Origin of the sequence: Brevefilum fermentans, assembly GCF_900184705.1 — a bacterium.
Classification (GTDB): Bacteria; Chloroflexota; Anaerolineae; order Anaerolineales; family Anaerolineaceae; genus Brevifilum; species Brevifilum fermentans.
The window spans coordinates 1,350,956-1,364,989 of sequence record NZ_LT859958.1; the positions used below are offsets into that span (position 1 = coordinate 1,350,956).

Sequence of the window (14,034 nt, forward strand, 5' to 3'; positions counted from 1 at the left end):
TTCTAATCTCCTTTTTCGTTTAGAACTTCCATAATACTTTCAGTAATAAAAGATCGGATGAAACGGATCACTTCTGGTTCTGTGATCGATACACCATCCAGTTCTTTTTTAACTTCATGATCATCAAAATTGAATTCTCTCCCATTCCTTTTCACTGTGAATACCCAGTTAATTTCCGGTGTGCCAAGAAGGAGCGTTAATAATGTATCGACAATGTTTCCTAATGGCATTCTATCAATATGACTGTGCTTAAACACAACACTAATATGGGTGCCTTTCCCTAATTCAGATTTGATTGAAAACCATCCGTCACATGATTCAGCTGCATATTTCAAGAGAGGGATGCCAAGTCCAACCGCTCTTTCAGTGCGGCTTGTCGTAAAAGGATCAGTGATACTCTTTACCGTTTCTTCGGACATCCCTTTGCCATTATCAATGATTTTAATTGTAAGCGTATCTTCGATCAGATTCTCATCGATCAAAATGCTGATTCTATCAGCACCTGCGGTGACACTGTTTGCCGCGATATCCAGTATATGCAGGCAAAGCTCTCTCAATTATTCCGTCTCACTTTTAATAATATCTTGAAGGATTCTAGGGAATCTGTTTGGTTGCACTCGTCCGTGAATGTTGTCATCAACAACGACAACTGGTGCCTGGCTGCAAGCGCCAACACAACGACAGAGCTCTAAGGTAATCAAACCGTCTTCAGTGGTTTCACCGGGTTCAATGTTCAGGATCTGCTTTGCCTTGTCAATAATCTGGTTGATGCCGCTTACATAGCATGCCGTTCCAACGCAGAATTTAACGGTGTGTTTGCCGCGTGGCGTGGTGGTGAAAAACGAATAAAAAGAGACAACTCCATGAATGCGGCTGATTGGTTCACCGAGTTTTTCTGCGACATAAGCTTGCATCGCCTGTGAGATGAAGCCAATTTCTGACTGTAACTCGTTCAGCACCACCATGGTTGCTCCAACAGCGCCTTCATTTTCTTGAAGGATCCGGTCGATAATCTCTTTTTGTTCAGGTATGTTGAGAGGGTCACCTGCGGGTATCTTGTTAATTGTTTTCGGCATCGATATTTATTCTCCAAATAAGTCACAAATCGCATACGCGCGTTGATATCGGTTGAAAATTTAACCAGAGATCAGTCTAATCCGACTTTCAATTCTGGTCAATACACAAATGTCATATTTAAGGGGGAAAATCATCAAAAGGGTGAACATAAACAAAAATGCCGCCCACTTTCATTTTTAAGAGCCATTTTCATCTCCGCGATCGTTGGATTGGCGATCAAAAATTGGTTAACACCCAAAAAATCATCCAGGTAGTGAACATCCCCACTTTGGATGAGCGGATAATTTCTGGTCTGGGGATGCTTTTCCCAAGCTTGATCAACAGTGATGTGGCGGGAAATTTCAAGGGCTACTATAGGCAGGTCAGGCGGAACAAAACCTAAATGATAAAAAAGTCCAAATACCTGGCGGTTGACGTGTGCCGGAATAAATAACCCTCCTAAATCATCGACGGCATAAAAAACTCTATCAAAGCTGAGGTTCGTAGCTGTAATTAAAAGTTGTTTTTTGCGGCGTAAAAATTCACCTGTCGCATCGACGACAAATTGCTCACCAAAAAACTCGATGTTATTTTCTAAACGGGGGAGGTTTTTGTCTACCAAAGATTGCAAGTCCAGCAATTGGTCCAGTTCATCAAATAAGCAGAGGACGTGAACATCCTCCTGGGTTTGTATCTCTATTCCAGGCAGGACAGTCAGTCCTGTACCCTGGGCTGCTTCCATGACAGCGCTGATGTTGTCGCTGGCGTTGTGATCTGTAATGGCGATCAGATTAAGTCCACGTTCCCGGGCTGCACTCACGATTAATGGGGGAATCATTTCGATGCCCGCACACGGTGACAGCACGGTATGGATGTGCAGCTCAGATCGGAATATTTTTAACTGAATTTTGTCTGGCACATTAAGCCTGAGACCCTCGTAAACCAAGTTCCCAAAGGCGTCCGACCACCTCAAAATTAGATGCTTTTGTGGCGAGGATGGTCACCTCTTTTTCGTTGGCTTTTTCGATTGTGTCATCATCTGGCTGTGCATCTTCGGTGACGATGATGGCTGCCAGGTCTAAAAGAGCAGCTACTGCTACAATGTTGCCATGAGCCATGAGTGTGATCCACAAACCATCTGGTTCAGCACCGGTCATTACACAACTGAGTAAGTCCGAGCAATAACCGCTGCCAACTGGCACGGCTGAAAAATCAACCGGTTCAGTGAGGACTTTCAAATCTAATTTTTGTATAATCTCATTTAATTGCATATTGTCTCTCCTCTTTTGGTTGTGAACAGGTTATTCCTCTTTTGCCTTTGTTTCGTTATTTTCATTCAAATACATGATCATGTAAAGATTTGTGCCGCGTTCTCTTGAGGAAATTAATCGCATTTCATCAACACAACGATTGATATTTACCAGGCCCATTCCAGCGCCAAACCCCATTTCTCGGATTTCATGTGGAGCTGTTGAATAACCTGTTTGCATAGCCTTTTCAATATCAACAATTCCGGGGCCATCATCGTAAGCTTCCATGGTGATCTTGTAGGGTTCGATTTCAACTCGAAGCGACCCACCATGGTTTGTGTGGATGATCAGGTTCATTTCAGCTTCGTAAACCGCGATGCCACAACGACGGGCAAGCTGGGGTGATGCGCCCAGGCGCAGGAGTGCGCGTTTGATCTTGCTGGAGGCATTGCCTCCATGCACGAAGTCGCCCTTCCGGATATCATAACGCAGGATCAGGCTGGTGCGACCGGAAACAATATCTTCAAACAAGTGGCTGGCTCGATATCGAATGATCTCTTCTTCGTGGTAGTCACGTTGAAGTGCAGTAAGAAGCCCATTGGAAATGTCTCCTTTGGTGATGATCCCCACTAAATGTCCTTCGGCATCCAACACAGGAAGTCGACCAAACTTGGTTCGTGCAAAGGTCTTTAAGGCTTCAATCACCGGATCATTTGCGTTTACAGTAATTGGTGATGTGGTCATGTATTCTCGGACTGATCCGTTAAGGTCATTATTTCTTAATGATCGAATAAGATCTTCCAAACTGAGGATTCCGATCAATTCGCCTTCTAATGTAACCGGTGCGCCAGAGAACCTGTTTTCTTGAAAGATGGATAAAACAGTCTCCATTTTCATTTCAGGGTCAAGACAAATGGGGTCTTTCGTCATCACCTCGTGAATGCGCAGTTCATACGCCAGTTCTTCAGCCCTGGTGATGTCACTTGCATACAAATCGGTAATTTTCTGTTTTTGAGTCGCCATAATCCCTCAATTTTTATGTATTTAAATCTTCGAGTGATTGCTTTTCAAAACTCTTCATGCCGGCTTTATATAGAATTCCACAAGCCTCAAACAATCCGAGGTTTGTGGTAATGATCGAAATGTTCTCTTCGTTAGCGAGATCAATAGTATCTTCTTTTGGCTGTTTGCCCCGGACAAATATGATGGCATGAATATCTGCAATTATCGCTGTGCGGATGACTTGAGGATTGCATAAGCCGGTCAGCAGAGCAGCCCCCGGGCTGATTGATGCCAGTACATCACTCATCAGATCCGCTCCCATCGCACCATCAATTTTTTCATTCGGATCGTAATGATCCGTTAGAAGTTTTCCTTCAACCAGTGAGATAATCTCTTTTAATTTCATAGTTCCCTTTCACCCAATGATATTGTTCTTGTATATATTCTATCTTATAACTGTGAAAGCTTCACCACTTAAGGTTAAATATTTTTTGACGCGGTAGAATTACAATGTTTAATTAACAACTGAATTGAACTTGAGGCGATCATGGCAGAGATTATTCGTAGTGTGAAGGGCACACGGGACTTTTATCCTGAGCAAATGACTGTGCGGCGCTGGATGTTTGATAAAATACGCACGGTTTCCACCCTGTTCGGTTATCAGGAATATGAAGGTCCCTGCCTGGAATTTATTGACTTATATGCAGCAAAGTCAGGTGAAGAGCTGGTCAAAGAGCAGGCCTTTGTTTTTTCAACCCCTGGCGATGATTTATTGACCTTGCGTCCTGAATTAACGCCAACACTGGCCCGAATGGTAGCTCAACAACAATATGAGTTGACCTTTCCACTTCGGTGGTGGTCAATAGGGCCTTTCTGGCGTTATGAGCAACCTCAGCGCGGACGTACCCGAGAGTTTTATCAATGGAATATTGATTTAATTGGCACAGAATCGGTTGCCGCAGATGTAGAGATCGTGGCTGTCGCCGCAATGTTCATGCAAGAAGTTGGTCTGTCTGCCGACCAGGTACGGATCACGGTGAATAATCGTCGCTTGATGGACCAGGTGTTTTCCAGATTGTCGATCAATAGGGAGTTGCGCTCTTCTGTATTTCGTCTCGTGGACAAGTTAGAAAAATTATCCAAACAGGCATGGAGTAACCAGGCAATTGAAACTGGCTTGTCTTATGATCAGGTGGATGGACTTTTAAAACAACTGGAAAATGAATCGCTCTGGTATGATTCGCCGGAGCTGATTGAATTTTTTGAGTTGATTAATACCTTTGGGGTGCAAGATTACGTTGTCTTTGATCCTAAATTGGTCAGGGGGCTGGATTACTACACGGGGACTGTGTTTGAAGCCTTCGAAATTGGCGGACAATCCCGGGCAATTCTTGGCGGTGGACGCTATGACAACCTGGTAGCTGATGTGGGTGGTAAACCCCTTCCTGGTGTGGGTTTTGCAATGGGCGACGTGGTGATTGAACTGGTACTGCACGATGCGGGTGTGATCCCTGATGGGTTGGGTGATACGGTCCAAATACTGGTCACCGTGTTCGATAGCGAGACTGTCCCTGAATCATTGCGCCTGGCAACAGAGATCAGGCAGGCAGGTTACCGTGTGGTGGTCTATCCCGATGCGGACAAGCTCGGAAAGCAATTCAAATTTGCTGATAAACGCGATATTCCCATAGCGGTGATCCTTGGCCCGGATGAGATCAATGCTGGAATGGTTGCGATAAAAAACCTAAAAACTCGTGAACAAGTCACGGTTGCGCGCGAAATCCTGCTGGAGCAAATAGAAAAATTCTTGCCATGCCATTCCTGATGTGATAGAATAATTGGCATCCCTATGGTGCCTGTAGCTCAATGGTGGAGCGCCTCACTGTGGATGAGGAGGTTGTGGGTTCGACCCCCATCAGGCACCCAGAATGAAAAGCCCATCAGCGGGCTTTTTTGTTTATGACTTCCGATTAACAAAGACAACACACTTAACAGAATAATTGACCCTTGGATGCGTTTGTGGCATAATATAGGAATTGAAAATGTGAAAAACTGGCATTGATGGAAACGAGTACACGTTCCGCTGGCTAACAGCGATCCCGGGTGGGTGGGAGCCGGGAAGTCATGACCGTTGAAAATCCTTCCGGAGTCGCAATCTGAACCTCCAGTACGGAAAAGTAAGTGCGCCAGAGTCACCCTCTGTTATCAAAGTGCGGTTATCTCAACAATTGATGAAACCGGATGAGGTGCCCATATGATTATGGGAACCAGGGTGGTACCGCGAGTACACTGCTCGTCCCTGATTTGGGACGATTTATTTTTAAATAGGTAATGTTTGGAGGACCGATGTTTGAACCTGTTTCATCACGATTGAATGTTAATTTGCTGGAATCAGAAGTACTTCGTTTCTGGCAGAAAAAAGGAATTTTTCAATTATCGATGGATATCCGCCGGGATGGGCCTAAATACGTCTTTTATGAGGGTCCTCCCACAGCAAACGGCAAACCAGGTGTTCACCATGTGCTGGCGCGCGTATTTAAGGACATGTTCCCGCGCTACAAGTGCATGCAGGGTTATCATATCACCCGACGTGGCGGTTGGGATACTCACGGTCTGCCGGTAGAAATCGAGGTTGAAAAAAGCCTGGGATTTACTAACAAACAAGAGATCGAAGATTACGGGATTGCTAAATTTAACCAACTTTGCAAAGAGTCGGTATTCACTTACATCAGAGACTGGGAAAAACTGACCGACCGCATCGGGTTTTGGGTTGATATGAATGATGCTTATATCACCTATAAAAATGAATACATTGAATCGGTGTGGTGGTTGCTGAAAAGAATATGGGATAAAGGTTTGCTTTACCAGGGGTTCAAAGTCGTGCCTTACTGTCCGCGTTGTGGAACGCCGCTATCTGATCACGAGGTGGCACAGGGCTACGAACAGGTGTCTGACCCTTCGATTTTTGTGCGCATGCCGCTTGTTGATGAAGAAAGAACGTCTCTTCTGGTGTGGACCACCACTCCATGGACGTTACCGGGCAATGTGGCGGTCGCTGCTCACCCAGATGTTGAATACGTGAAAGTCTCCCTGGGCGAAGGCAGGGAACAAGAATTCTTGATCCTGGCCAAACCCTTGTTGGAGACCGTTTTGGGTGACACTGACTACAAGGTAGTCAAAACGTTCAAAGGCAAAGCGCTTAAAGGGAAACATTACCAACCGCTTTACACCTTTATGCCTGTTGAAAAGAATGCCCATTATGTGGTTATGGCTGATTTTGTGACCATTGAAGATGGTACCGGCCTGGTTCATATTGCTCCAGCATTTGGCGTGGATGATATGCAGATGTCGATTGAATTTGACCTGCCGATTTTGATGACGGTCAATGATTCTGGACGGTTTACCAGTGATGTTCGCCCTTGGGCGGGGATGTGGGTCAAAGATGCTGATGCCTTAATCATCGAAGAACTTCAAAAACGGGGATTGATGTATGCTGTGGACACCTACACCCATACCTATCCCTTTTGCTGGCGTTGCGACACCCCGTTGCTGTACTACGCGCGACCAACCTGGTTCATCCGCACCAGTGCACTGAAAGACCGTCTTGTTGCTCTGAATGAGAACGTTAACTGGTACCCTGAATATATTAAACACGGTCGGTTTGGCAACTGGTTGAATAATAATGTCGATTGGGCACTGGGGCGGGAGCGCTATTGGGGAACACCATTGCCGGTTTGGGAATGTGATTCCTGCCATCACCAGGTTTGTGTGGGCTCCATTGAAGAGATGAGTGCATATGCCGGTCGTGATCTGGGTGACCTGGATTTGCACCGCCCGTATGTCGACCAGGTACATTTTGAATGTCCGGAATGTCATGGACGTATGAGTCGGGTTGTTGAACTGATCGACGTATGGTTTGATTCGGGATCAATGCCTGTGGCACAATGGCATTATCCCTTTGAGAACGAAGATAAATTCGAGGAACAATTCCCGGCTGACTTCATTTGCGAGGCTGTAGATCAGACTCGCGGCTGGTTTTACACCTTGCATGCAATCAGCACACTGGCATTTGACAGCCATTGTTTCAATAATGTGATCTGCCTTGGGTTGGTCATGGACAAGGATGGCGGCAAAATGTCAAAATCGCGTGGAAATGTGGTTGAACCCTGGGATGTGATCAACAAACATGGCGCAGATGCCTTGCGCTGGTATTTGTATACCGCCAGTCCTCCCGGACAGGAACGCCGCTTTTCACAGGACCTCGTGGGAGAGGTTGTGCGCACCTTTACGTTAACGCTGTGGAACACGTATTCCTTTTTTGTTACCTACGCTAACCTTGATCAGTGGTCCCCTGACCAGGCAATCTCACCAAAATACAGCGATCTTGACCGCTGGCTGCTTTCGTCATTACATACACTGATTAAGGATGTAACTGAAGCTTATGAGCATTACAACGTGCTCGGTGCTACACGACCGATAGAAAAATTCGTCGACCAGCTCTCTAACTGGTATTTGCGACGCTCACGCCGGCGCTACTGGAAAGCTGAATCCGACTCAGACAAAGCGGCAGCGTACGCAACGCTGTATGAGGCGTTGAAAACCCTGGCTTTTCTTATCGCTCCTACCATGCCCTTCCTGGCTGATGCACTTTACCGCAACCTGGTCCTCAGTGTTGACCCTGACGCTCCTCAATCCGTTCACCTGGCAGACTGGCCGAAATTTGACCCCGAGAAAATTGATGAAAAATTGAACCGTGAAATGGCTACGGTGATGAAGCTGACTTCCCTGGGACACGCTGCGCGCAACGCTGAAAACCTTAAAGTCAGGCAACCGCTTTCTGAAGCAGCCTTTGTTGTTGGAAACCTGGATGAACAAACGGTGGTAGCAGACTACGCAGACCTGCTTAAAGACGAGCTGAATGTTAAGAACGTTAGCCTTTTGGGCAGCGCCAGCGAAGCCGTGACCTTCAGCATTAACCCCTTGCCCAAACAATTGGGCCAGCGATTTAAGGCGCAATATCCCCAGGTACGCAAAGCCTTAATGGATCTTCCCGCTGATCAAACTGCCAGGAAATTGTTGGATGGCGAGGATTTGATCATCACTTTGAACGGCGAATCGGTCCATATTACGGCAGAGGAGGTTGAGGTTCGCGCAGAGGCGAAATCTGGTTACGCCGTCGCCTCAGAAGGCGCATATCTGGCCGCCCTGGTAACCCATCTTACACAGGACCTGGTTCACGAAGGCCTTGTGCGAGAGTTTGTTCGACGGGTACAATCCCTTCGGAAAGACGCAGAGTTTGATATCGCCGACCGAATACACCTGTATTACACGGCCACGAAGGTCCTGGACACCGCAATCCAGGCATTTCGCGAGTACATCATGGAGGAAACACTCGCTGTTGCGCTGATCGTTGGCGAGACCCCTGAAGACCTGCCCTTACTACAGGACGAATTTGATGGTGAATCGGTACGAATTTCAATAAAAAAGGCCTGACACCATCAGGAGAAGATATTGAAAAAAATTATCAAATCACACGGGTTACTGGTTGCAATTGCCATCCTGATCATTGCACTGGATCAGATTTTAAAAGCAATCGTGCGTTCAAACCTTAATTTTGGTGAAAGCTGGTCTCCCTTTTCAGGCTTTTTAAAATCATTTATTCGGGTCGTACACTGGGAAAATTATGGTGCAGCTTTTGGTTTGTTCCAGGGTGGTGGAGTCGTGTTTGGGCTGCTGGCGGCAGTTGTTTCGCTGGTTATCATCATCTTCTATTCACGGATCCCCCATGAACATGTGCTTATGCGAGTTGCTCTGGCCATGCAAATGGGTGGCGCGCTTGGGAATTTGATCGACCGGATCAGGTTTGGCCCGGTCACAGATTTTATCGCCGTTGGTACGTTTCCGGTATTTAATATTGCCGATGCCAGTATTACAGTTGGGGTCGCCCTGCTGCTGTTTGCCCTTTGGTATGATGAGCGTAAAGAGAAAGCGAGACTTCGAGCCTCAGAAACCGCTCAGCAGGACCATTCAGAGACTGTTTAAAACGGCTTATCATGAAATCAACTCGTTATCAATTCGAAGTCAAATCCGATGACATGGTGCGGATTGATAAATATCTTTCCGAATGCCTGCCAGATATTTCACGGGCTAAGATAAAACGATTAATCGAAGCTGGATTTGTTACCCTGGATGGCGTGACGGTTGAAAAAGCGGGGTTGAAGGCAAAACCCGGTGACCAGTTGGATATCCTGCTGATGCTTGAACAGGACTCTGGTTTAGTGCCAGAGCGACTCCCCCTGGATATCATTTTTGAAAATGACCAGATCATCGTGGTCAACAAACCATCAGGCATGGTGGTCCATCCCGGTGCGGGCAATCATACGGGCACGTTGGTCAATGCTTTGCTGGCACATTTTCCGCCGATCAGGGATGTCGGGGCGGTCGATCGACCCGGGATCGTGCATCGTTTGGATAAAGAGACCTCGGGTGTAATGGTATTTGCCAAAACGGAAAAAGCTTATCGCTGGTTGGTAAAACAGTTTAAATCCCAGGATGTTTATAAATCTTACCTGGCCCTGGTCGACGGTCATCCACCAACACCTACCGGGCGCATTGAAGCACCGATTGCACGTGACAGCCGCACACGCACGCGGATGGTTGTAGGTGTGCAAGGTCAGGGGAAACCCGCAGTCAGTGAATATCACCTATTGCGGGAATTTAATCGCCATACGCTTTTAGAGGTTCATCCCATTACTGGGCGCACACACCAGATTCGAGTTCATCTCAGTTATCTGGGCGTACCCGTTGTGGGTGATACGCTCTATGGTCGACGGAGACCGAGCATTTCATTAGGACGGATTTTCTTACATGCTAAAACGCTGCAGTTGAGATTGCCTGGAGAGCGCAATCTACGGAATTTTGAAGCTCCAGTGCCGGATGCTTTGCAATCTGTTTTATTAGAATTACAGGAACAAGAGGAGCGGCTGTGATGAGTTGGATCGACTTGCGTTCAGATACACTAACCTTGCCGACCGAGAAAATGCGATCGGCAATGGCCTCTGCTGAATTAGGCGATGACGTTTATGGAGAAGATCCGACCATCAACCGTTTGCAAGAATTAGCTGCAGCGCGAATGGGGAAGGAAGCTGCTCTGTTCGTCCCATCTGGCACGATGGGAAACCTGGCCGCGGTACTTGCTCACTGCGGGCGCGGCGATGAGGTCATCATGGGCAATTTTGCCCACACATACATCTATGAAGCTGGTGGAATCTCTGCCCTGGGTGGCGTTCACCCATTTACCATCCCTAACCAACCTGACGGCACTTTGCTGAAATGTGACATTAAACAGGCTATTCGTGAAGACAATCCGCATTTCCCGATATCAAAATTATTGATCCTTGAAAACACTCACAATCGTTGCGGGGGCGTGTCTTTGTCGCGGGCATACATGCTGGAAGCTGCGCAAATTGCCCGGGAGGGTGGGCTGGCAATCCATCTGGATGGCGCCAGGATTTTTAATGCTGCCATCGATCAGGACGTTCCTGTTGTGGACCTGGTCGATATGGTTGATTCGGTAACATTCTGCCTCAGTAAAGGGCTATGTGCCCCGGTTGGATCGGTGCTTTGCGGCAGCCAGGAGTTTATCGCAAAAGCGCATCGCGTCCGAAAGCAACTCGGAGGTGGCATGCGGCAGGCGGGTGTTCTGGCGGCAGCCGGCATTATTGCATTGGAGGAAATGGTTGATCGACTGAGTGAGGACCATCAGCGTGCGGAAGCCCTGGCAGCAGGGTTGCGTGAAGTGCCTGGCTTGTTGTTGGACAAAGGTTCACCGAATACCAATATGGTCTACGTAAAAATTGAGGAAAACCAGGGGTTGACTGCCCAAGAATGTGCCGCAAGGCTCAAGGAAGAAGGTGTTCTGGTGGGCATCACGGGCTCACGACATTTCCGCATGGTGTGCCATTATTGGATCAGGGATGACCACGTACCGGTCGTGATAAAGGCTTTCAAAAAAGCTTTATTTGTATAAATCTGTTTAAATCCAAATAAAAAACGAAAACCTTCGCATAGTATAACAGTGAAAATCTAATACTTTCGCTTTTTTGCAGAGTTAATCATTCGTTGTTTAATTCTGAAGAAATGCGATAATTCGATCAATAATATAATATTAAAATATTATATAAACGTAAATAAACTATTGATTTCAGATTTGACACTCCCTATACTTAATCATATTCATTGAACTGCGATAGGAGAAAAAATGAAGAAAGAAACAACATTAATATATTTAGTCATACTGACCGCTTTGGGTGTGACAATCGCCTGTGCAATGCCTGGTTTAACTCAAAAACAACCCTCTATTGAAACAGTTGAATCACCACTTCTTGAAAAAACTGAAGAACTGATCGTTGATCGTGTTGCAACAACTGAAATAGGAGTTGAGCCAACTGAACCGGTAGTAGATACTATTATAGCAACTGAAGTAGAAGTTGAGCCAACTGAACCAGTAGTAGCTTCAACGGATGCTGAAATACGTCCTACCAGTTTACCAAATGCAGGGCAAATATCTTATATACATGACGGGAAATTGTGGGTTTATCGGGTTGATAGCGGAAAAACGCTCCCAATTTTTACTTTTTTAGACGGGCAGGAATATGGATCGCAATATCCTCGCGCACGCTTCTCACCCGATGGTCGTTACCTGGCATTTAACTTAGGTAATGCATCCTGGATAGAGGATTTTGAAACGGGTGATACCATCAATTTCAGCCCGTTTGGTGATTTTTTTTCCTGGACAGGGAATGGTGCAGAACTTTTTGCGATAAGAGGCGCAATGGGATGCCTCGCGATTGAGAACCTCGAGGACCAGGATCTGCTAAATTTTGATATTGTCAAACTTGACGTTAAAAATCTAAGCCATTCCAGCCTGGTTGCCAATATCGGTGGTGGATTGCGCGTTATGGGCGCGATTTCTCCGAACGGTGAATGGGCCAGTATTAATAATTGTAGATGTTTTTCTGAATGCAGCCCTTATAGTATATGGCATTTGCCTTCCCTCAGTGTCATTGCACCGCCTGCTAGTGTTGAAGCCGGAAACTTTGCTTTTTCCTCAGATAGCCAAACAATGGTGTTTTGGGACGAGCAAACCTATGATTATGTTGAAACCCCGTTATATAAAGCTGCTACAGATTACCATGGTTTCATCGCCTTGTTTTCTGCACCAAATGCGCAACCTGTAAATGCTCTCTGGTCACCGGATGACAACTGGATTGGATTCACCAGTGTGCATTTTGAGCATGAACTTACTGAAACAGATCGATGCGTTTGGATAGTAAAGCCGGATGGATCACGCCTGACAGGAGTTGAATGTGGATTTTCTGATTTAGTTGCCTGGTCACCAGATTCAACCCAAATCCTATTCAGTAAAAAGGAAAGTGCTATAAAACAGCTATATATTTACAACATCATTTCAGGTTCAAAGATAGCCATTCCTATTCAGGTAAAACCATATACTTACAGGTTTATTGACTGGGGTAGGCTCCCATAAATTATTGAATCTCGGTTCATTAATGTAGTAGCAACTTTATTATGGTTAATTAAAGGATCTTCATTCCTCGCAATCAAAAATGATTAGGTAATTAATAATCAAAAATTTGGTTCTGCAAATTGAGCTGTGGTCAGAGAATAAATCAAAAAACACAACTTAAGTTGTGTTTTTGATTTAGGCTTTGTCAACTTGCTCTGGTTAATTATTCTTCTTTTGGATGAGCCGGGAGTGTATGCCCGCGCAAAGCGACAATCAAATCTTTGCGCCGCAAAGCCCGTTTTCGATCAATCTCAACTGCGCCGGCTTTGTCATCGGCTAGTTTACGAAGCGCTTCAATCCATGAACCGCTTTTGGTGTCTGTGGGTTGGGTTCGCCAGCGTTCAACTTTGATTGCCAACGCTTCTGGATTGACCAGTTTCTGGTAGGTGCGAGTTACAGACACCCCCGAAGATTCAAAGGTAAACTCTTCTTCGACAAACTCCGGTTTGATCGGGCAGGCATGCATACAAGAGCCGCATTTGATGCAGAAATAATCTGCCAGCACCAGCTCACCCTCGCTGTTAATATGCAATGCTCGTGTCGGACACACATCTGCACAGGCCAGGCAGCCTTCGACGCACCTATCGCGATGCAGTTCCACGCTGCCTTGCCAGCGCTGGGTAACTTGAAAGGCACCCTTGCTTGCGACTTCACATTGCCGACAGCGGATGCAATCCTCATATTTGACGACCATGGTGTCTTTGTCTTCGTCGTAGCTGATGATGTGGGTTGGGCAGTTGTTGATGACCAGGTCTTTCAATGAAAAGTCGAAGGCATCTCTATCAAAGGTGAGGTTCCCACGTATCTCTGGGAAGGTGTTGTATTTCAATACCGGGTTTTCGGGTTGATCGTTAATTGTGATTGAAATTGCATGCACCGTGCAGGTCTCCACACAGATGCCGCACATCACGCACAGGTCCGGGTCCACATCCACAGAAGGCTTGACTGCCATTCGACCGTCGATAATCTCTCCAGGGACATGGGTCAGGGCTTCCTTGGGACACACTGTGGGTCCCATCTGACAGCCTACACAGCGATCTAGGTCCCAGGTCATCAGGTAATGCCTGGTGACCATCGGACGCTCTAAAGTCATTAAATGTTCTGTCCGGGTTTTAATTGTGTTTCCGCGAGAACTCATGG

At 46.4% G+C, this 14,034-nt stretch carries 13 protein-coding genes and 1 tRNA gene; 7 read left to right on the top strand and 7 right to left on the bottom strand.

All coding sequences use genetic code 11. The features are described 5' to 3' along the window. Positions 1 to 2: 2 nt before the first annotated feature. The 6 genes from CFX1CAM_RS05950 to CFX1CAM_RS05975 form a co-directional block, all read right to left on the bottom strand. Positions 3 to 557, bottom strand: a complete 555-nt coding sequence (locus tag CFX1CAM_RS05950) for an ATP-binding protein (protein ID WP_087862141.1) — start codon at positions 555 to 557, stop codon at positions 3 to 5. Beyond that, positions 558 to 1,076, bottom strand: a complete 519-nt coding sequence (locus tag CFX1CAM_RS05955; RefSeq protein WP_087862142.1) for an NADH-quinone oxidoreductase subunit NuoE family protein — start codon at positions 1,074 to 1,076, stop codon at positions 558 to 560. A 134-nt stretch (positions 1,077 to 1,210) separates the two neighbouring features. Beyond that, a complete protein-coding gene (locus CFX1CAM_RS05960) occupies positions 1,211 to 1,975 on the bottom strand; it encodes a PHP domain-containing protein (RefSeq protein ID WP_087862143.1) in 765 nt (254 codons plus the stop codon). Between the two features lies 1 nt (position 1,976). Continuing rightward, a complete protein-coding gene (locus tag CFX1CAM_RS05965) occupies positions 1,977 to 2,327 on the bottom strand; it encodes a DRTGG domain-containing protein (RefSeq protein ID WP_087862144.1) in 351 nt (116 codons plus the stop codon). 30 nt (positions 2,328 to 2,357) lie between these two features. After that, the gene (locus CFX1CAM_RS05970; protein ID WP_087862145.1) at positions 2,358 to 3,329 is read right to left on the bottom strand and encodes a CBS domain-containing protein; all 972 of its coding nucleotides are present in this window, start codon (positions 3,327 to 3,329) and stop codon (positions 2,358 to 2,360) included. A 13-nt stretch (positions 3,330 to 3,342) separates the two neighbouring features. Next, a complete protein-coding gene (locus CFX1CAM_RS05975; protein ID WP_087862146.1) occupies positions 3,343 to 3,714 on the bottom strand; it encodes a DRTGG domain-containing protein in 372 nt (123 codons plus the stop codon). Between the two features lie 141 nt (positions 3,715 to 3,855). On the opposite strand from CFX1CAM_RS05975, the gene hisS reads away from it, so the two are divergent. The 7 genes from hisS to CFX1CAM_RS06010 all read left to right on the top strand — a co-directional run bounded on the left by hisS (position 3,856) and on the right by CFX1CAM_RS06010 (position 12,855). After that, positions 3,856 to 5,133, top strand: a complete 1,278-nt coding sequence (gene hisS, locus CFX1CAM_RS05980; RefSeq protein ID WP_087862147.1) for a histidine--tRNA ligase — start codon at positions 3,856 to 3,858, stop codon at positions 5,131 to 5,133. A gap of 27 nt (positions 5,134 to 5,160) precedes the next feature. Continuing rightward, positions 5,161 to 5,232, top strand: a tRNA-His gene (locus CFX1CAM_RS05985). 422 nt (positions 5,233 to 5,654) lie between these two features. Further along, positions 5,655 to 8,801 carry an isoleucine--tRNA ligase gene (ileS, locus tag CFX1CAM_RS05990; RefSeq protein WP_087862148.1) on the top strand — a complete coding sequence of 1,049 codons (3,147 nt, stop codon included), beginning with the start codon at positions 5,655 to 5,657 and terminating at the stop codon, positions 8,799 to 8,801. Between the two features lie 18 nt (positions 8,802 to 8,819). After that, the gene (gene lspA, locus CFX1CAM_RS05995; protein WP_157891755.1) at positions 8,820 to 9,350 is read left to right on the top strand and encodes a signal peptidase II; all 531 of its coding nucleotides are present in this window, start codon (positions 8,820 to 8,822) and stop codon (positions 9,348 to 9,350) included. Positions 9,351 to 9,361: 11 nt separating this feature from the next. Continuing rightward, positions 9,362 to 10,297, top strand: coding sequence for an RluA family pseudouridine synthase (locus CFX1CAM_RS06000; protein ID WP_087862150.1), 936 nt, complete (start codon positions 9,362 to 9,364; stop codon positions 10,295 to 10,297). Further along, on the top strand, positions 10,297 to 11,337 hold the full coding sequence (gene ltaE / locus CFX1CAM_RS06005) for a low-specificity L-threonine aldolase (RefSeq protein WP_087862151.1): 1,041 nt from the start codon (positions 10,297 to 10,299) through the stop codon (positions 11,335 to 11,337). The genes CFX1CAM_RS06000 and ltaE overlap by 1 nt, the downstream gene beginning before the upstream one ends. A gap of 231 nt (positions 11,338 to 11,568) precedes the next feature. Then, on the top strand, positions 11,569 to 12,855 hold the full coding sequence (locus CFX1CAM_RS06010) for a TolB family protein (protein ID WP_087862152.1): 1,287 nt from the start codon (positions 11,569 to 11,571) through the stop codon (positions 12,853 to 12,855). A gap of 202 nt (positions 12,856 to 13,057) precedes the next feature. Here the strand turns inward: CFX1CAM_RS06010 and CFX1CAM_RS06015 are convergent, their stop codons facing one another. Continuing rightward, positions 13,058 to 14,032 (bottom strand): 4Fe-4S binding protein, encoded by a 975-nt coding sequence (locus tag CFX1CAM_RS06015; RefSeq protein WP_087862153.1) that lies wholly within the window; start codon positions 14,030 to 14,032, stop codon positions 13,058 to 13,060. Between the last annotated feature and the right edge of the window lie 2 nt (positions 14,033 to 14,034).